Here is a 17,630-nt window from a genome sequence, read left to right on the forward strand (position 1 = left end):
CGCACGCCGCCCGGCGTTTGCCCATCCCGATCACCGCCAGCCAATCTTCATGCGATCGAACGGGAACTTCCTGCGCCGCCGCACGCTGATGCAGCGGAGGTTGCCTATGGCTGCGCGCGCATATTGGCAGGGCCAGATCAGGCTGGCGCTGGTGTCGATACCCGTTGAAATCTATCCGGCCACCCGATCGGGCGCGGCTGTGTCCTTTCGCCAGATTCATGAGCCTTCCGGCAAGCCCATCCGATATGAAAAGGTCGTGGCGGGCATCGGCCCGGTGGACCGCGACGAGATATTGAAAGGCTATGAGGTCTCGAAGGGCAATTATGTCCTGTTGGAAGAGGAAGAGATCGAAGCGGTAAAGATCGAAAGCCGCAAGACGCTCGAACTGGTGCAGTTCGTCGAGGCGGACGCCATCGACGTCCTCTATTATGAAAAACCCTATTTCGTGCTGCCTGCCGACGATCTGGCGGAGGAGGCCTATGCGGTGCTGCGCGATGCCCTGCGGCAGACGAAGAAGGTCGGCCTGGGCCAATTGTCCGTGCGCGGCCGGGAGCAGCTCGTGTCGCTCAAGCCCTGCGGACGCGGACTGGTGCTCGAACTGCTGCGCTATGCCGATGAGGTGACGAAGGCGCAAAGCTATTTCCGCGGCCTCCCCGATGCGAAGGCCGATGCGGACATGCTCGACCTTGCCACCACGATCATCGAAAAGAAGACCGCGCCCTTCAAACCCGAAGAATTTCACGACCGCTATGTCGATGCGCTCCGCAGGCTGATCGACAAGAAGAAAAAGGCAAAAGGCAAGCGCATCATCGAGGATGTGGAGGAACCCGCCACCCATCGGGGCGGCAATGTCATCGATCTGATGGCGGCGCTCAAAAAGTCGGTGGACGGCGGCAAGCGCAGTCCACCAGCCAGCAAGCCTGCGACCAAGGCGAAGACTTCGACGAAGCGGGCTGCTCCGCCGAAACGCAAGAAGGCATGAATGGAACTGAACCCCGCGACGCCGCTGCATTTCATTGACTGGCCGATTCTCGGGCGGTTGGGGACGGCGGCGTTTTTGGGATTGCTGCTGGGCCTTGACCGGGAATTGCGGGGCCATGCGGCCGGGATGCGGACGCATGGCATCATCTGCTTCACCTGCGCGCTGATGACGATCAGCGCCATAGCCCTGCATAAACAGCTTCATGGCGAGGGCAATATCGACCCCTTGCGCGTGTTCGAGGCGTCCGCCGCCTTTACCGGCATCATCGCGGCCGGCCTCATCATGTTCAACAAGGGCGAGATCAGGAATCTCACCACCGCTGCCCATATCTGGCTGGCAGGCATGATCGGCATCGCCAGCGGCGCCGGGCAATGGCCGCTGGTCGTGAGCGCGGCGATCGTCGCGGTCGTCATGCTCACTCTGCTGCGCGTGGTGGAGGACCGCTGGATAGATCCTGGGAAGCGAAACGATTGATGGCGGACCGGGACGCCCTGGCCCCCTATAACGCCAAGCGCGATTTTGCCCGCACGCGCGAGCCCAAGGGTGTGCTCGCGAAAAAGGGCGGCAACAGCTTCGTCGTGCAGAAGCATGAAGCGACGCGGCTCCACTGGGATTTCCGGCTGGAAGTGGACGGCGTGCTCAAAAGCTGGGCTGTGACCAAGGGGCCAAGCCTCGATCCCGCCGACCGGCGGCTGGCGGTACGGACGGAGGACCACCCCTTGAGCTATGGCGATTTCGAGGGGATCATTCCCAAGGGCGAATATGGCGGCGGCACGGTGATGCTATGGGACCGAGGCACATGGGAGCCGGTCGAGGGCAAGAGCGCCGCCGACATCGACAAGGGCCACCTCCATTTTATCCTGCATGGCGAGCGGATGAAGGGGGAATGGCTGCTGGTGAAGATGAAGGGACGATCCGGCGAGAAGCGCGAAAACTGGCTGCTTCGCAAGATCGACGACGATCAGGCGGACACGCAAACGGTTCTGGTCGACCGGGCGTTGACCAGCGTTCTGACCGGCCGGTCGATGGCGCAAATCGCCGCCGACAAGAAGGGCGCGCAGTCGCTTGCGGGCGCAAAGGGCAAGGCCTTCGCGCAGAAGATGCAGGCCGCGCGGGATCATAATGCGAAACTGAAGCCAAAGGCGCGCAAAGGCGCCGCGACCCTGCCTCGTTTCGTCAAGCCGCAACTGGCCACGCTTGTGGACAGCGTGCCGGCCGGCAATGACTGGCTGCATGAAATCAAGTTCGATGGCTATCGCGCCCTGATCGCAGTGGCGGGCGAAAAGGTGACGGTCTTTACTCGCAGCGGACTGGACTGGACCGAAAAGTTCGGGCCGCTGGTGCGGGCGATGGCCGCGCTCGCCCTGCCGCCCGCGCTGATCGACGGGGAGATCGTCGCCTTCGGCCCGGATGGCAATCCCAGCTTCTCCGCATTGCAGGCGGTGCTCAAGCGCGGCCGCGGAGCGGAACGGGAGGATGCGCCCTTGAGCTTCTTCGCGTTCGATCTGTTGTCATTGGACGGTGCGGATCTGAAGCCATTGTCCACCATCGAACGCAAGGAACGGCTGGAGGCGCTGCTTCATCAGGCACAGCCACCCATTCATGTCGCCGATCATGTCATCGGCGCGGGTGAGACACTTTACCGGTCGATGTGCGAGGCGGGACAGGAAGGCATCATCTCGAAACGCGTCGACGCGCCCTATCGCGGCGAGCGGACCAGAAGCTGGGTGAAGGTGAAATGCACGCGACGGCAGGAATTCATCATCATCGGCTGGACTAAGAGCAACGCGAAAGGGCGGGGTTTCCGCTCGCTCCTCCTGGCGCAGCAGGAGGGCCGCAAACTGGTCTACAAGGGGAAGGTCGGAACCGGCTTCGACGCTCAAGGCATGGCGCAGCTGGCCGAGGCGATGGAACCGCTGGAAGTGGAGAAGCCCCCGGCCGATGTCCCGCGCGAGGACGCAAGGGGCGCACGCTGGATAGCGCCGAAACTCCTCGCGGAAGTCGCTTTTTCCGAATTTACGGGCGACGGCCGGGTCCGCCATGGCAGTTTCCTCGGCCTGCGCGCCGACAAGAAGGCGAAGGATGTGAAACCGGAAAAGAGCCAAACCGCTCCCGCTCCCCGAAGCGATGTCAAGATCAGCAACCGGGACCGAGTCATCTTTCCCGAAAGCGGACAGACCAAGGGGGAGCTGGCCGATTATTATTCCCGCATCGCACCCCTGATGCTGCCTTTCGCGGCCAATCGTCCGATCAGCCTCGTCCGCTGTCCGCAGGGGCGCGCCAAGAAATGCTTCTTCCAGAAGCATGACAGCGGCGCTTTTGGCGAGCATGTCCGGCAGGTCGCCATTCAGGAGAAGGACGGCGGGTCAGAAGATTATATCTATGTCGAGGATGCGGACGGCTTGCTCGCCTGCGTGCAGATGGGGACGATCGAGTTTCATGGCTGGGAGAGCCGGGCCGATGCCGTGGAAAAGCCCGACCGGATGATCTTCGATCTCGATCCCGATGAGGGGCTGGATTTTGGCGCGGTGAAGCGCGCCGCGCGGGATATTCACGACCGGCTGAGCGACATCGGCCTCGTCTCCTTCGCGATGCTGTCGGGCGGAAAGGGCGTGCATGTGGTAGTGCCGCTGACGCCGGGCCATGACTGGGACAGCCACAAGGATTTTGCCAGCCGCTTCGCTCAGGCCCTGAGCGTGACCGAGCCGGAACGCTTCGTCGCGACCATGAGCAAGGCGAAGCGCAAGGGACGCATCTTCATCGACTGGCTCCGCAACCAGCGGGGCAGCACGGCGATCCTGCCCTATTCGGCGCGTGCGCGTGCCGGTGCGCCCGTGGCGGTGCCGATCGGGTGGGACGAGCTGGAGGAGATGAAAGACGCCCATCCGTTCGGCATCGGCGATGCGGAAAGACTGATCGACCGCGCGGACAGCCTCAAAGGTTGGGGCTTTGCCACGCAGAGGCTTCCTGAAATATGAATTTCAGCCGATTCGGGGCGGGAGCCCCCCGCATGACCCCCCTTCGCATTCAGGCCGCGATCAGATGCACCGCATAGGGCTTTGCGAGGGGCGGGCCGCCGGCCTTTGCCTGCGCCAGCAGTTCCTCTTTCCGCGCGAGCAACTGGTCCCGCAATGCGACAAGATCGACATCGGTCTTGCGGCTCTGGGGTCTGCGGCATTGGGGTCTTGCGGCACTGGGCGAACATGCCTTCGGAGGGCATTTCGCCATCGCCAGCGCGATAGGCTGGCTTACCGCGCCCTCCGCATCGATCGACTTGCGGGGAATGCCCAGAAGGCCGGCCTTGGCTTCGTCGCTATAAACGATGAAGCCGCGTTCGAAGGCGTGGCTGGTCCCTTCTACATCGGTGAGGACGGCGCCGATCAGCCCGCCGGGGCAACTTTCGGCCGTCGCCAGTGTCAGGTGCCGCCTGCACGCCTTTTCGAGCAGGCGACGCGCCAGGACGTCAATATCTTCAGGCAGGCGGTCGACAAGCGGTTCCATGACCTTTCCTACCGGCGGGCAAGGAGCCGGCCGACGGACGCATGGGGCGGTGGCCGGTTCGTCATTTCCTCTTGATCCTTTTCGAGCTGGGACCGGATCGCTTCGATTTCGGTATCGGTCAGATGCTCGATGCCGATGAACTCCACGCGCGCATCCACCATCGCCCGAAGCAGTTCGTCGAGTTTGGCCTGCATCGCGCAGGCATCCCGGTTCTGCGTGTTCTGGACCAGGAACACCATGAGGAAGGTTATGATGGTCGTGCCTGTGTTGATCACCAGCTGCCATACCTCCGAAAAGGCGAATAGCGGCCCGGTCGCCGCCCACAACAGGACAAGAGCGGCGGCCAGAATGAACGTCGCTGGCTTTCCCGCAAGGAAGGCGATGCGTCCGGCGATCCTGGTGAAGAACTTATTCATGGCCCAGATCCTCATGCCCATAGGGTTGATGCCGACCAGAAACGCCGACCGTGCCGCGAGGTTCATTTCGCGGCGGACGATATCATCAGGCCTGCCGTGCCGTGGGTGAGGCAGGGCGTCGAGACGCCGTTTGAACTCAGGCCAGCGAGATTCGTTTGTTGGAAAGCGAAGGAGAATCCCGATGTCCGAGATGACCGACATGATTCATGAAGACCTGCTTCCCGGCCATGAAAGCAGGCTGGAGCCGCAGCCCGAATGGGAGCCACGCTATCCCGGCTCGGGCCGTCTTGCCGGCAAGGTGGCGATCGTCACCGGCGGCGACAGCGGCATAGGCCGGGCGGTCGCCGCGCTTTATGCGCGCGAAGGCGCAGACGTGGCTATCCTCTATCTGTGCGAGCATGACGACGCGAAAAAGACCGTGGAGATCGTCGAAAGCGAAGGCGCCCGCGCCATCGCGATCGCCGGGGATCTGGGAAGCAAAGCCTTTTGCGGCCGGGCAGTCGATCAGGTCATGAAGGAATTGGGAAGCATAGACATTCTCGTCAACAATGCGGGCGAGCAGCATCCGGACGAAGACATAACCGACATTAGCGAGGAACAGCTGCGCCGCACGTTCCAGACGAATATCTTCAGCATGTTCTTTCTCACCCAGGCGGCGCGCCCGCATCTGAGGCGAGGGGCCGCGGTCATCAATTGCACGTCCGTTACAATGTATCAGGGTTCGGGCGAACTGCTGGATTATTCAAGCACCAAGGGCGCTATTACCGCTTTCACCCGCTCCCTGTCCGAAAGCCTGATCGGGGATGGCATTCGGGCAAACGCCGTAGCGCCCGGCCCCATCTGGACCCCGCTCAACCCCTGCGGCGGCGCGAGTCCGGAAAAGCTGGAGCATTTTGGCGAATCCACGCCGATGGGCCGTCCGGGCCAGCCCAATGAAGTGGCGCCCAGTTTCCTTTTCCTGGCTTGCGACGATGCCAGCTATATGTCGGGTCAGGTGCTGCATCCCAATGGCGGAACCATCGTGAATGGGTAGGGTTGAATGTGAAAAGGCCACGGTTATGAACGGAGGCAAGGATATGGCCGACCTTGTGAAAATCGCAGGATGTGAATTAAAGTAAAGGTGACGCCTTGCCTCTTGCTCTGGCTCGCGATAGGGAGCCGCCTTCCAGCGCATGCGGAGCGGTGGCCGAGTGGTCGAAGGCGCTCGCCTGGAAAGTGAGTATACGTCAAAAGCGTATCGAGGGTTCGAATCCCTCCCGCTCCGCCACTTCAGTCCCTGAGTGGGCACTGAGTTTACGCCACTTCCCGCCACAAGCGCCTGTAGCAGCCGGGACTTCGATCCCATGATGCGAACTTCGCCGGTATCGACCTCGACGCGCTGCGCCAGCGCGCGCAGATGGTCGCGACGATAGCCTCCACCTTCCAGCCGGATGCGTTGACGCGCTGTCGTGGCGAACTTTCGCAGCATCTGCGGCGTGACGGCCTTTTGCCCTGAGTTCTGGAGCATGGCCTGCGCCCGGTCGGCATCGGCCTTGGCCTGATCACGAATGGCCTTGAGGCCGTCGATGCGGTCTTTCAACGCCGGGTCGTCCAGATCGGTAACGCCTGCCTCGATGGCGTCATAGAGCCGTTTGAGGCGCAGTTCCGATTCGGTGGAGCGCTTGTTGAGTTCGGCGATATGCTCGCGGCGGCGCCCGGCATGTTCTTCCCTGCGGTCGAGCGCAGCGGCAAGCACGGTTTCCAGCCGCTCGGGCTGGAGTAGCTGTTTCTCAAGGTGATTGACGACAAGATCATCCAGCTTCTCCATCGGCACCGCCATGCCGCTGCACGCGGTCGGTCCCTGCCGTGCTTTCATCGAGCAGACGTAATAGCGATAACGTCCGCCCTTGCCGGTGCGGATGGTCATGGCTCCACCGCACTTGGCGCAATGAATCAGCCCGGTGAGCATGGTCGGGCCGCTAATGACGCGGGCGGGCATGACCTTGGGATTGCGGGCCTTGAGCAGCTTCTGCACCGCCTCGAACGTCTCTTTGTCGATAATCGGCGGAACCGGAACCATCACGATCTCGCTGACCGGCTTCAGTTTCTTGGTCTTGCTGCGCTTGTTGAACTCGTGCTCGCCCATATAGGTTCGACGGGTCAGGATGCGGTGAACCTGCCCGATGCCCCAGCGTCCACCGTCACGGGTGAAGATGCGGCGGCTGTTAAGATAGGAGACGATGTTCTTGACGCCCATCTGGCCGGTGACGCCATCGCCTTCCAGGGCGAGGCGATAGATCAGCCGCACCGTGTCGGCGTGCAGCGGGTCGATCTCCAGCTTCTTCTTGATCTTCGCGCCGCGCTGTTCGGCGGCGACGGTGCGATAGCCGATAGGGGGAAGCGAGCCGTTCCAGAAGCCTTGCCGCGCATTCTCCTTCAAGGCCCGGATGACGTGCTTGGCGTTTTCCTTGGACTGGTATTCATCGAACAGCGCCATGATCTGCCGCATCATGACGTGCATGGGATCGTCGCCCATTTCCTGTGTGATCGAAACCAGCTTCACGCCGTTCTTGGCGAGCTTGCGCACATAGAACTCAAGCTCGAAGTGATCGCGGAAGAAGCGGCTGAACGAATGGACCACGACGACATCGAAGGGCGCGGGTTTGCTGGTGCCAGCCTCGATCATGCGCTGGAACTCGGGGCGGCGGTCATTGGTGGCCGATGCACCGGGTTCTACAAAAGTCTCGACCAGTTGCAGACCACGGGATTCGCAATAGGCTTCACCCTGCCGCTTCTGGTCGGGAATGGAGACATCATGCTCGGCCTGCCGCGCCGTCGAAACGCGCAGGTAAAGGGCCGCGCGTAGCATCACCCGATGCTGGGATTCGCCATTGCTCGAAGTTGTCATAGCGCTTCTCCCGATAAAAGGCGCTGTGCGGTCGCAACAGGCAGATACAGGGTATTGGGCCGATCAGTCAGCGGCGTGAATCCGAAGGCCGTGTAGAAGGCTGCGGCCTTCCCGTCGATGGCGTCGGCGAATATGGCGTGAGCGCCTATCGGCGCTTCGGCGACCGTCTTGATCGCGTCGAACAGCAGCGCCTCGCCAAGTCCAAGCCCGGAATAGGACTGGTCGCGTCCAAGCCAGCCGATCAACACCGCCGGGACAGTCGGATAGCGGGGCAACCGGCTTGCCATCGGCTTGGGCACGGCGGTCAGCGGGACGTTGTTCGATGACAGCGTGTAGAAGCCCGCTATCCGGTCGGTCTCAAGGTCATGGGCGACAAAACAGGTCGCGTATCGGCGCTTGATGTCCTGCGTAACCGTCTCGCGGAAATAGTGATCAATCCGCTCGTTGCCACATAAGAACGTTTTGCGCTGGTGACCTTTGGTCAGCGGCTCTATCGCAAACCTTGCACTCACCGGGGCGCGATCAGGTCAGCATGACGCTTCGCGGCGCGGGCCAGACGGGCGTTGGGCGCGGGCGGGTCGATCAGCGCCTTGGCGAAGCGCACCTGATCTTCGGCCGCCAGACGCAGCACGTCGGCTTCCTCGACCGTGCGGCGTGCGTCCTCGCCTGCCGTGGCGATGAGATAGCCGGTCAGCGTCATGCCGCGCAGCCGTGCGGCGCGCTGCATCTGCTCATAGACGTTGACAGGGACGCGCGCCTCAAGGCGGGCGGTTTCCATTTCACTTGCGGGTCTGGGCATGGCTGAACTCCTTTCCCTCGTTACATACGGCATATTGCCGGATTTATCAAGGGTCGGATGAGCCGAACAATTCATCGAACAGGTCGCCGAACCATCGCTCGAACACCTCGATTTCGGCTTGTGTGACCGGCACGGGATCGGGCCAATCGTCGGTCACGGTCCATGTGCTGAGGTCATGCTTGGGCGGTCTGCCGGGGAACGGCCAGGGACAGCCCAGCAATGCCTCAAGCTGCTGCGAGGCCGTGGGGGGCCTGCCTCGCCGGGAACCGCGCGCGCCGCCTGCGCCGTCATCATCGGCACGATCAGAGGACGTCATCAAAATCGATCTCGCCGCGTGGCAGCCATCCTGCAGGGTTGGCGATCCAGCGATTGATGTCGGATTCCCGCCATCCCGCGCCATTGGTGCTGATCCTGAGTTGGGCGGGGAACGTGCCCTCGGCGATCTTGCGGTAGATGGTGGATCGTGACAGGCCGGTGCGGGCGCGAACGGTGTTAAAGCGGATGATGCGGTCTGGTTGGCGCATGGTTCTGCTGCTTCCTGCTGGTCGTTTCTGACGATTGCAGAGACCAGACAGAGCAGCGATTTATCATTGTGCAAGAAATATTTAGCCGCTGTAGGGCCGTGGCGTAGAAACGGCGGTAAATAGGAAAGTTCTTCACTCTACAACCCGATGCCCCGACCTCTGCCGAGACCGTGACTGAGGGCAAGTTGCCGACCAAGCCTCATGCCTGAGTCGAAATCCATGTCGATGCCGAGTTGCTTCTTGCGGATTTCGAGCAGGGATTCCATCTGCGGATCGCGTTCGAGAGCCTTCGCCATATTGCCCATCTCGGCGCGGGCTGCCTTGTAGCCGGAATAATCGCCCGCCGCATATTGGCGCTCGCTGGCCCGGTCGAGTTTGTGCCAGCGCTCCACAAAATCATCGGCCCGCTGCGTATCATGCCGCAGTTCGGTTTCCTGATAGAGCGCGCGGACAGTCCGGTCGATCCTGCCGGTTCCTGCTTCGCGGGCAAGGCTGTTGTCCTTGCTGTAGGCGGCTTCCGCGTCCTGCCAGCCGTGGGGCCGGACCTCCTCGAACGCGTTGCGCGCCGCGCCAAGCTCGCGCCGCTGCTCACTGGACGGCGTATGGCCCTCGCGTTTGGCCTCCATGATCGCATCGCAAGCACGCGCATGGCGGACAAGCGCTCTGGTGCGGGCGCGGCGCAAGACGGCTTCCGGCTCGGTATCGGCTTGCCGCTCCGGTTCCGTCCTTCCGGCCTTCGCCCTTTCCGGCGGCTGCACAACACTTCCGCCAGGCACGCCGCCACCGGGCGCGTGCAATCTGTCGAGCATATCATCGACGGCATCGCGCACGCGCTCCGGCATCAGCCTGCGCATGATCTGGGCGACACGGGCGCGGAAAGTGATGCCGCGCCGCTCGGCATAGTCCTGCGCCGGGTCGATCTGGTCGTAATCCGTCGCCATATCCTTGGCCCGGTCGCGCGACAGGGTGTTCACCAATCTATCCTGACCGGCGAAGTCGTCGCCGCCATAATGCAGGTCCATACCGTCGCGATGCCGCGACAGGGCGACATAGCTGCCGTGGGCGTCCATGCCCGGCGTCGCCAGGACATGCGTGCGGTCCACCGTCATGCCCTGCGCCTTGTGGATGGTCGCGGCATAGCCGTGGTCGATGCGGTCGTAATCCTTGAGATCGAAGGCAATGGACCGGCCATCGTCGGCCTGCACGGTCATGCTCTGCGTGCTGACCTGCTCGATAGTGCCGAGCGTGCCGTTCTTCACGCCAAGTCCGCGTTCGTTTTGCAGAAACATGACGCGATCCCCGGTGGCGAAGCTGCGCTCGCCGCGCTCGACCGTGACGCGCACGTCCTCGCCCAGGTCGCCAGCCGCCCGCATCCGGTCGCGGGCAGCCTCGTTGAGTTCGCGCACCTCGGCATTGGTGTGGGTGAGGATGATCCGGCTCACGTCCGGTGCCGCCTGCCGGTCGCGGTCCCATCTGTCGATCAGATCGCCGCGCGCCTGCTCGCGGGTCTGCGCCTCATGCACCATGTCGTGCGCGTCATAGGCATGAATCGCCGCGCCGGTTCTGCCGGTCGCCAGATCGCGCGTGGCGGCGCGCTGCCAGTCCTCGCGCTGGCGGCGCACCTCGCCGATTTCCGCGCCGCCATGACGCTCATGGATCGAGCGGAAGGCCGCGCCTGCCTCGATGGATTGGAGCTGCTGCGGATCGCCAACCAGAACCACCTTTGCGCCTGCTTCCGCCGCATGGGACAGCACGCGCTCCAACTGACGTGTGCCGACCATGCCCGCCTCATCGATGACAAGCACATCGCGGGAAGTGAGCATGTCACGGCCCTGTTTCCAGCCATGTTCCATGCTGGCGATGGTGCGCGAAGAAATGCCCGATCCGCCTTCGAGATTTTCCGCCGCGATGCCGGAAAGGGCTGCGCCGCGAACCTCATAGCCCGCCACTTCCCACGCCTCGCGGGCGACGCCCAGCATCGCGCTCTTTCCCGTTCCGGCATAGCCGACGACGATGCCAAGATCGCGTCCGTCCGTGACATGCGCCAGCGCGTCGGCCTGCTCGCCGGACAGCACAAGGCCGCGTTCCCCTGCACGCGCAAGCGCGGCCTCCCTGTCGCGGTCGCTGACCTCGTGCAATTCCTTTTCGGCCATAAGTTCGGCGGCGCGGTGCAGGCGCTGTTCGGCCTCGATCATGTCGCGGGTGGTGAAGCGATCCTCGCCGCGCCCGTCCTGCCCAAGCTCGACCAGATCGGGCGAACCGCGCATCGCGCCCATGACTTCGTTGAACTGCTCGATGCCATCGCTGTGCCGGTGCGCGAACATCGCCATGTCGCGCCGCGTGAAGGTTGATTGCTGCTGCGTGATCGCGTCCAGCGCCACCGAAGGATCGGCGATGATCCGTGCGCCGTTGTTCCGCGCGATCTCGCGGTGCAATTCGGCCCGATCCGCAACATTGGCAGCCTCGATCCCGTCGCCCTCGACACTATGTGTCTCGATCCGCTGTGCGGGCGCGCCGATCTGGCTTTGCGGCTCCAGCCCGATACCCTGCGCTTCAAGGCTGCGATGGTCGATGCGCGCGTCAATATCTAGGTCCGCCAACCGCTCATTGACATGCTCTGCCCAGCGTTCGCGCCACCGTTCCACCATCTCCGTGCGGTTCCAGTCGCGCACCTTCGGGCCGAAGCCGTTCTCGTCCACGCTGCGCATGGTCAGCATGACATGGGCATGAGGTTTGGGGCTTCCGTCTTCGGCCATGTCCCAATGCACGTTCACGTCGGCGATCATGCCCTGATCGACAAATTCGGCTTGCGCGAAATCGCGGGCAAGTTCGATGCCTTGGCGCTCCGTCATCTCGCGCGGAATGGCGAACTCCACCTCGCGGGCAAGCTGCGCATCTTTCCTGACCTCGAACGCCTCCACATCGTTCCAGAGCCGTTCGCGGTCGCTCCATTGCTCGGGCGCGTGTTCCGGCAACATCACCTCGGAATGGACGACCCCGCGCTTGTTGGAAAAATCCTGCACGCGGTCGATGCGTTCGTCGCGCATCCGCGAAGCCGAGCGGTAGGCGGCGGAGGCCACCGCGCTGCTTCCGGCCTTGCGGCCAATGACCTTGACGTGAAGATGATAGATCGCCATCGCGATCAAGCATTGGCACGGCGAAGCGCACGTCGGAACGACGTATAAGCGCGCCCTCCCTCGAAAAAATCTCGGGATGGACCGGCGTGTCCCAGACCGTTCCGGCAACAATACTGCGTTCCGGGACGCGCGCAACTATCATCGCTGCATCAACAGCTTATGGAGATGATGATGCGCAAGCCACGCGACTATGATGCCGACCTGAAGGCGCTCGAAGACAAGGCGAAGGAACTCAAAACCCGCAAGGTGCTCGGGCTCGGCGAACTGGTGATCGCCACGGGTGCAGACAACCTCACTGCCGACGAGCTGGCGGGGGCGCTGATCGTGCTGGCGGAAACCACCGATGCCGGAAAGCGGGAGGCATGGGCCACGCGCGGCGCGGCGTTCTTTCAAGGGAAGTCACGGCGATCTGCACCAGCGCCTGACCGCGACCACGGCGGCGCTCCAACGCAATCGGGCGGCGCGCAACCGGCATCAGGCGGCACGGGCGCGGCATGACATGCGGACATGGCAGGTCGAACGCCGCAAGCGCACGCGGCACCTGATCGAACTCGGCGGCCTCGTCGTCAAGGCAGGCATCGTGGACCTGACCGGCGATGACCGGGCCACCATCCTCGGCGCGTTGATCTGGGCTGCGGAAAAGCTCCAGAGCGACGACGGCGAACGCGCGCTGGCGCTATGGGCCGAAAAGGGGAAGCAGGCGTTCGCAGCGGACGAACTGCCCGCCAAACCGGAGACTGGAGCCTCCTCTTGCATCAGTAGAGTCCAGCGTCGAACTTGAATGGCTCTATGAGCAGTTCCGAAAATATCAGGCATTGGCTTCGGTCGCTGGTCGAAGCACCATCGGAACATAGAGGAACAGGAACAGCAGAAACGCACCGCCCCACGATCCGCCTGCCAGCGCGATTACCACCATGTAATCCATTGGTAAGAGCGGGGCCAACACGCGCAGCAATGCGCCAAGGTGAACCAAAAGATAGATGACGACGGTCCCGCGGCTGGCCTCAAGCGGCCTGCCGGTATGGCCCCGCGTTGCGCGTGTCATTACCGCCAGCGTCATCGCGCCCATCGCACCGGCACCAAGCGCGTGCACGGCACTCGACATCGGGAGGAGATGGCCCAGCATCGCGCATCCAAGCAGGATCAGCCCCACCGGCAACCAAGCATAGGAAAAGTGGAGGACGAAGACCAGCGGGTCACGCAAGGCCCTCAGCCCGGCCCACCGCGCGAGGCGAACCGCCTGAAGGGCGCCAGCACCGATCAGCAGCCAAGCGACGGCAGGACTGCCGGAATCTGCAACCCATGCAGCGAGCGCGATAGCTGTGGTGCCAATGACGATCATATCAAAGCGGTTTGGCATCGTCGGTAAAGCTTCGGACTGCCCCTGCTGCACCAGCCAGTTGCGGGTAAAGGCAGGGATAATGCGCCCGCCGATCAGCGAGATCAGCAGCAGGACCAGAGCAAAGCCTAGGCGCCATCCGAGCGCAGCATCGAAGTTCGCGCCCATCGCTGCCGCATGATCCAGTGCACAAGCGGCGGCAAACAGGAAGAGGATAATCAGGATCGGCTTGTTACGATTGCCCGACGCGAAGATTTCCCGTGCTGCATAGGCGAGCAGGATGAGCAGGTAGAACACGTCCAGCCCCGCACCGACCAGCGGCGGCACGCTTGCGGAAAAGAGGATCGCCAGCCGCGCCGCCAACCACACGCCAACGACCGCAGCGACCCGCCAGCCCGTCACCGTCGGGCGCCCGGTCCAGTTGGGTATGGCCGCGCTGACGAATCCGCCGATCACTGCACCAAGATAGCCGAACAGCATCTCATGTTGGTGCCAGACGAGCGGCGCCATGGCGGTCGGCAGTGTCCAACGACCGTCGAGCACGCCGACCCATAAAATGACGACAAGTGCTGCCCAAAATCCGGCGCAGCCAAAGAGCAGGCGATAGCCGCCGCGAAGCCAGAGCGGCGAGCCGGTTTCTGCGGTCGCGCCGGCGGCACTGTCCGCGCTCATGACTACGCCCGTGCGCCCTTCCGCCAGAGACCGAGGATCACGACTTGCCAGGCAATGGCCACCGCACCCAGAATGAACACCACGTCACCAAAGGTCCGTATCCAGCGCAAGGTTTCGAGGAACGGCTGCTGGAGAAATTCATCACTGCGGGCATACCACATGCCGACGCTGGTGCTGGCCTGGAACTGGAATAGCCCGACCGGCAGCAGGCTGGTGAAGATCATCAGCACCAGACCGGCGTTCAGCAGCCAGAAGCCGGTTTTCATCAGCTTTTCGTTGAACGCCATGTCGGGGCGCAGATAACGCAGGATCAACAGCACAAAGCCCAGCGAGAGGAAGCCATAGACACCGAACAGGGCGGCATGGGCGTGGACCGCCGTGGTGTTGAGGCCCTGGAGATAGAACAGCGCCACCGGCGTATTGATCATGAAGCCGAAGACACCGGCACCCAGCATGTTCCAGAAGGCGACCGCCACGAAACACATCAGCGGCCACTTCACCCGCTGCATCCACGGGGCACGGTCCTTGTAGCTCCAATGTTCCCACGCTTCGTAGCCAAGCACGATGAGCGGCACCACTTCGAGCGCGCTGAACGCCGCGCCGACGGCCATGACCGGCGTGGTGGTGCCCGAAAAATAGAGGTGGTGGAACGTGCCCGGCACGCCGCCGACCATGAACAGCGACGCCGACGCCAGCGCCGCTGCGGTGGCCATGCGGCGTGACACCAGGCCCATGGATGCGAAGATGAAAGCGAGGGCGGTGGTGGCGAAGACTTCGAAGATGCCCTCAACCCACAGATGCACCACCCACCAGCGCCAATATTCCATGATGGTGATGTGGGTGCGCTCGCCGTAAAACAGGCCGGAGCCGTAGAACAATCCGATGGCGACCACCGATACGCACAGCAGGGCGATGAGGTTCTTGTCACCGCCGCCGCGCATCGCCGGGATCATGGCGCGCAGCATCAGCAGCAGCCAGAACAGGATGCCGATGAACAGCGCAATCTGCCACAGCCGGCCGAGGTCGAGATACTCATAGCCCTGATGGCCGAGCCAGAAGTTCAAGTTTGGCGGAATCACCTGCGCGATGGCGAAGAACGTGCCGGCATAGGAGCCGACCACCACGATCAGCAGCGCAGCGAACAGGATATGGACGCCCAGCGCCTGATATTTGGGATCCTTGCCTCCGTTGATGAGCGGCGCGAGGAACAACCCTGCCGCCAGGAACGCGGTGGCGATCCAGAAAATGGCGCTCTGCACGTGCCAGGTGCGGCTGAGCGAATAGGGGAGCCATGAGAGGTCGAGGCCATAAAAACCTTGCCCCTCGATCGTGTAATGGGCGGTCAGGCCGCCGAGGAACACCTGAGCCACGAACAGGGCCATCACCACGAACAGATATTTGCCGACCGCCTTCTGCGATGCAGTCACCCCGACGGACAGCACCGGATCGTTCGCGGGCGCTTGTGGTTCTGGTTCATGGCTGCGCAGGAACGCCCAGCCCCAGATCAGGCCGCCGACACCAGCGATCAGGATCATCACGCAGGCCAATGACCACATGATGTTTTCAGGGGTGGGATGATTGCTGATCAGCGGTTCAGGCGGCCAGTTGTTGGTATAGGTGGCATTCGTTCCGGGCCGCTCCGTGGCGGTCGCCCAGGCGGTCCAGAAAAAGAAATGGGTCAGGTCCTCGCGCCGCTCCAGACTGGGCAGCGTGTTTTCCTTCATCGCATAATTGTCGCGTCGTTCCCGCAGCGCCGGGTCATCGCCATAGAGGCGCTGATAATAGTCCGCGACCATGGCCATGGCGCGCGCCCGCCGGTCGGAAACCGTCAGGGTGCCGGTGTCGGGGTTATAGCTGTTCTTGCGATATTCCTGCTCCAGCCAATATCTGAGCTTGGCCTGCTCTCCCGGCAGGAGCGCGTCGAATGGCTTGCCCTCGGTTTCCTGCGCGGTAAGGTCCAGCCAGGTGGTCAACTCACGGTGCAGCCAGTCCGCCGACCAGTCAGGTGCCTGATAAGCGCCATGCCCCCAGATGGAACCCACCTGCATTCCGCCAGTGCTCTGCCAGGCTGTTTGCCCGTCAAGAATATCGTCGCGGGTCATTAGGACCGTGCCGCTGGCCGATACGACCTGCGCCGGAATCGGGGGCGGCTTTTTATAGAACTCGGTGCCGTAGAACCCCAATATGCTGAACGTAACGACGAGGACGGCGATCAGCGTCCACCAAAGCTTGCGATATTCCCCCATTACGGTCCCCGTCGTTTCCAAAAAACCTGTCAGTCGCCCCGCATGGGCTAAGTTTGTCTTTCGTCGCCATCGTCGAACATTATTGTCAGCAACAGCGATGTGTCTGCCATCGCTTCGACCGCATGCGGTGTTCCGGGTTCCAGGAACAGCCAGTCGCCGGCCCGTAATTCGCTCGCAACGTCACCTTCGAGCCGGGCATGGCCAGAGATGCAATAGAGAGTCATCGAGCCAGAGACATGGTGCGCCGGTATGGAATGGCCCGCCCGCACCACGAGATGGATTGCCTCAAACGATGAGGTCCGCGCCAGCGCGCGCGTCACGGTCGCGGCATCGCCGATGGTGTCGAGATGGGTCACTTCGCCGGATTGGCAATGATGCAGCGCCATGCTTAGTTCTTCCGAGGCCGGGCGCGAAGGATAATAGCGCGGAACCATCGGCTTGCGGCTTGCACAATGCCGTGTCTCCTATCGTGACAGGCATGCCGCATGTCCAGCGGCCCCGGTCCGATCACTGTTCCACATTCCGGGCAGAACATCCTCACTCTCCCTCGCAACGTCGTAAGAGATCGGAGTGTAACGTGTTTTCTAGCGAATGAAACCTCATTGAGATGAATGACGCGCCCCGAATGTCGCATAAGCACAGATCGATACGAGATAAGAATTGGTTGAGTGAGGTGTGTCGTCACAAACGAGATTGGTCTCCTGAGGCGGGGTCGCTGGGTCTGTGACCATACGACCATTGTGTTGTGAAAACACGCGCACCTCATTGATTTATAGTGCTATGGCGTAAACGTAGTGCTCATCACTATCGGTCGCGGCCCGCCAACATCTCAATGCGAATCAATGAGATGGACCTCACCGGGCCGAAAAATCTCCAGCTTCCGCGCGGTTTTGCCGATACCGACCGAACCTCAGAGACTGCGGGAAACGCCAAATTCAGTCTCTGATCGGCTCTTGTCTCTTTTCACCCGAACCTCGCCGGAAAAGGTTCGGATTTGAAATATCGCCTTTTATCAATAAGGTGCACTTTATGCCTTGCCGCCCAGTTCTCTGCGCAATCGCGTTAGCGTTGCAATCAGAGAACCCGAGGTGGGCGTTTTGCAGCGTCCGCAGCTGATGGTTGTAATC

General features: G+C 62.4%; 16 protein-coding genes, 1 tRNA gene and 1 pseudogene. 7 read left to right on the forward strand and 11 right to left on the reverse strand.

Going from position 1 to position 17,630, the window contains the following annotated elements; genetic code table 11:
- The first annotated feature begins 106 nt into the window (after positions 1-106).
- From LDB26_RS00390 to ligD, 3 genes are read left to right on the forward strand one after another with little or no spacing between them, the layout of a single operon-like run.
- Entirely contained in the window at positions 107-982 is an 876-nt protein-coding gene (locus LDB26_RS00390; protein WP_257539683.1) for a Ku protein, read from the forward strand.
- Complete coding sequence (locus tag LDB26_RS00395; RefSeq protein ID WP_062062880.1) at positions 983-1,456, forward strand: MgtC/SapB family protein; 474 nt, start codon at positions 983-985, stop codon at positions 1,454-1,456.
- Entirely contained in the window at positions 1,456-3,960 is a 2,505-nt protein-coding gene (gene ligD, locus LDB26_RS00400; RefSeq protein ID WP_257539685.1) for a DNA ligase D, read from the forward strand. The genes LDB26_RS00395 and ligD overlap by 1 nt, the downstream gene beginning before the upstream one ends.
- Positions 3,961-4,009: 49 nt before the next feature.
- Here the strand turns inward: ligD and LDB26_RS00405 are convergent, their stop codons facing one another.
- Both LDB26_RS00405 and LDB26_RS00410 read right to left on the reverse strand, forming a co-directional pair.
- Positions 4,010-4,483: a CinA family protein gene (locus LDB26_RS00405; protein ID WP_257539688.1), complete on the reverse strand. Its 474-nt coding sequence runs from the start codon at positions 4,481-4,483 to the stop codon at positions 4,010-4,012.
- Positions 4,484-4,491: 8 nt separating this feature from the next.
- Entirely contained in the window at positions 4,492-4,899 is a 408-nt protein-coding gene (locus tag LDB26_RS00410; RefSeq protein WP_257539690.1) for a low affinity iron permease family protein, read from the reverse strand.
- 181 nt (positions 4,900-5,080) lie between these two features.
- On the opposite strand from LDB26_RS00410, the gene LDB26_RS00415 reads away from it, so the two are divergent.
- Both LDB26_RS00415 and LDB26_RS00420 read left to right on the forward strand, forming a co-directional pair.
- A complete protein-coding gene (locus LDB26_RS00415; RefSeq protein WP_257539692.1) occupies positions 5,081-5,932 on the forward strand; it encodes an SDR family oxidoreductase in 852 nt (283 codons plus the stop codon).
- A gap of 143 nt (positions 5,933-6,075) precedes the next feature.
- Positions 6,076-6,166, forward strand: a tRNA-Ser gene (locus tag LDB26_RS00420).
- A 564-nt stretch (positions 6,167-6,730) separates the two neighbouring features.
- Here LDB26_RS00420 and LDB26_RS00425 read toward each other — a convergent pair.
- The 6 genes and pseudogenes from LDB26_RS00425 to traA all read right to left on the reverse strand — a co-directional run.
- A pseudogene (locus LDB26_RS00425) lies at positions 6,731-7,786 on the reverse strand (recombinase family protein); the annotation flags it as partial.
- Positions 7,783-8,298, reverse strand: coding sequence for a GNAT family N-acetyltransferase (locus LDB26_RS00430; RefSeq protein ID WP_062062818.1), 516 nt, complete (start codon positions 8,296-8,298; stop codon positions 7,783-7,785). The pseudogene LDB26_RS00425 and the gene LDB26_RS00430, both read right to left, overlap by 4 nt.
- On the reverse strand, positions 8,295-8,585 hold the full coding sequence (locus LDB26_RS00435; RefSeq protein ID WP_062062815.1) for a DUF1778 domain-containing protein: 291 nt from the start codon (positions 8,583-8,585) through the stop codon (positions 8,295-8,297). Before LDB26_RS00435 ends, LDB26_RS00430 begins: the two co-directional genes overlap by 4 nt.
- Positions 8,586-8,631: 46 nt before the next feature.
- On the reverse strand, positions 8,632-8,901 hold the full coding sequence (locus LDB26_RS00440) for a hypothetical protein (RefSeq protein WP_062062813.1): 270 nt from the start codon (positions 8,899-8,901) through the stop codon (positions 8,632-8,634).
- Positions 8,888-9,109: an AlpA family transcriptional regulator gene (locus tag LDB26_RS00445; protein WP_062062810.1), complete on the reverse strand. Its 222-nt coding sequence runs from the start codon at positions 9,107-9,109 to the stop codon at positions 8,888-8,890. The genes LDB26_RS00440 and LDB26_RS00445 overlap by 14 nt, the downstream gene beginning before the upstream one ends.
- Before the next feature lie 137 nt (positions 9,110-9,246).
- A complete protein-coding gene (traA, locus tag LDB26_RS00450; protein WP_062062808.1) occupies positions 9,247-12,246 on the reverse strand; it encodes a Ti-type conjugative transfer relaxase TraA in 3,000 nt (999 codons plus the stop codon).
- A 165-nt stretch (positions 12,247-12,411) separates the two neighbouring features.
- Here traA and LDB26_RS00455 point away from each other — a divergent pair, with 165 nt between their 5' ends.
- Positions 12,412-12,744, forward strand: a complete 333-nt coding sequence (locus LDB26_RS00455) for a conjugal transfer protein TraD (protein ID WP_373886148.1) — start codon at positions 12,412-12,414, stop codon at positions 12,742-12,744.
- 1 nt (position 12,745) lies between these two features.
- A complete protein-coding gene (locus LDB26_RS00460) occupies positions 12,746-13,027 on the forward strand; it encodes a conjugal transfer protein TraD (protein WP_062062803.1) in 282 nt (93 codons plus the stop codon).
- A 27-nt stretch (positions 13,028-13,054) separates the two neighbouring features.
- On the opposite strand, the gene LDB26_RS00465 is transcribed toward LDB26_RS00460, so the two are convergent.
- The 3 genes from LDB26_RS00465 to LDB26_RS00475 are packed head-to-tail and all read right to left on the reverse strand — an operon-like array spanning position 13,055 to position 16,889.
- Positions 13,055-14,257 (reverse strand): NnrS family protein, encoded by a 1,203-nt coding sequence (locus LDB26_RS00465; RefSeq protein ID WP_062062801.1) that lies wholly within the window; start codon positions 14,255-14,257, stop codon positions 13,055-13,057.
- Between the two features lie 2 nt (positions 14,258-14,259).
- Positions 14,260-16,503: a nitric-oxide reductase large subunit gene (locus LDB26_RS00470; protein WP_257539694.1), complete on the reverse strand. Its 2,244-nt coding sequence runs from the start codon at positions 16,501-16,503 to the stop codon at positions 14,260-14,262.
- Positions 16,504-16,550: 47 nt separating this feature from the next.
- A complete protein-coding gene (locus tag LDB26_RS00475) occupies positions 16,551-16,889 on the reverse strand; it encodes a cupin domain-containing protein (protein ID WP_062068410.1) in 339 nt (112 codons plus the stop codon).
- Between the last annotated feature and the right edge of the window lie 741 nt (positions 16,890-17,630).

It is taken from the genome of Sphingobium sp. CFD-1, from assembly GCF_024611115.1.
GTDB lineage: Bacteria > Pseudomonadota > Alphaproteobacteria > Sphingomonadales > Sphingomonadaceae > Sphingobium > Sphingobium baderi_A.

Excerpts from the sequence above, each read along its gene's own strand:
- LDB26_RS00390 (WP_257539683.1), top strand. The coding sequence starts at position 107 with ATGGCTGCGCGCGCATATTGGCAGGGCCAGATCAGGCTGGCGCTGGTG.
- LDB26_RS00395 (WP_062062880.1), top strand. The coding sequence starts at position 983 with ATGGAACTGAACCCCGCGACGCCGCTGCATTTCATTGACTGGCCGATT.
- ligD (WP_257539685.1), top strand. The coding sequence starts at position 1,456 with ATGGCGGACCGGGACGCCCTGGCCCCCTATAACGCCAAGCGCGATTTT.
- LDB26_RS00405 (WP_257539688.1), bottom strand. The coding sequence starts at position 4,483 with ATGGAACCGCTTGTCGACCGCCTGCCTGAAGATATTGACGTCCTGGCG.
- LDB26_RS00410 (WP_257539690.1), bottom strand. The coding sequence starts at position 4,899 with ATGAATAAGTTCTTCACCAGGATCGCCGGACGCATCGCCTTCCTTGCG.
- LDB26_RS00415 (WP_257539692.1), top strand. The coding sequence starts at position 5,081 with ATGTCCGAGATGACCGACATGATTCATGAAGACCTGCTTCCCGGCCAT.
- LDB26_RS00435 (WP_062062815.1), bottom strand. The coding sequence starts at position 8,585 with ATGCCCAGACCCGCAAGTGAAATGGAAACCGCCCGCCTTGAGGCGCGC.
- LDB26_RS00440 (WP_062062813.1), bottom strand. The coding sequence starts at position 8,901 with ATGACGTCCTCTGATCGTGCCGATGATGACGGCGCAGGCGGCGCGCGC.
- LDB26_RS00445 (WP_062062810.1), bottom strand. The coding sequence starts at position 9,109 with ATGCGCCAACCAGACCGCATCATCCGCTTTAACACCGTTCGCGCCCGC.
- traA (WP_062062808.1), bottom strand. The coding sequence starts at position 12,246 with ATGGCGATCTATCATCTTCACGTCAAGGTCATTGGCCGCAAGGCCGGA.
- LDB26_RS00455 (WP_373886148.1), top strand. The coding sequence starts at position 12,412 with ATGATGATGCGCAAGCCACGCGACTATGATGCCGACCTGAAGGCGCTC.
- LDB26_RS00460 (WP_062062803.1), top strand. The coding sequence starts at position 12,746 with ATGCGGACATGGCAGGTCGAACGCCGCAAGCGCACGCGGCACCTGATC.
- LDB26_RS00465 (WP_062062801.1), bottom strand. The coding sequence starts at position 14,257 with ATGAGCGCGGACAGTGCCGCCGGCGCGACCGCAGAAACCGGCTCGCCG.
- LDB26_RS00470 (WP_257539694.1), bottom strand. The coding sequence starts at position 16,503 with ATGGGGGAATATCGCAAGCTTTGGTGGACGCTGATCGCCGTCCTCGTC.
- LDB26_RS00475 (WP_062068410.1), bottom strand. The coding sequence starts at position 16,889 with ATGGCGCTGCATCATTGCCAATCCGGCGAAGTGACCCATCTCGACACC.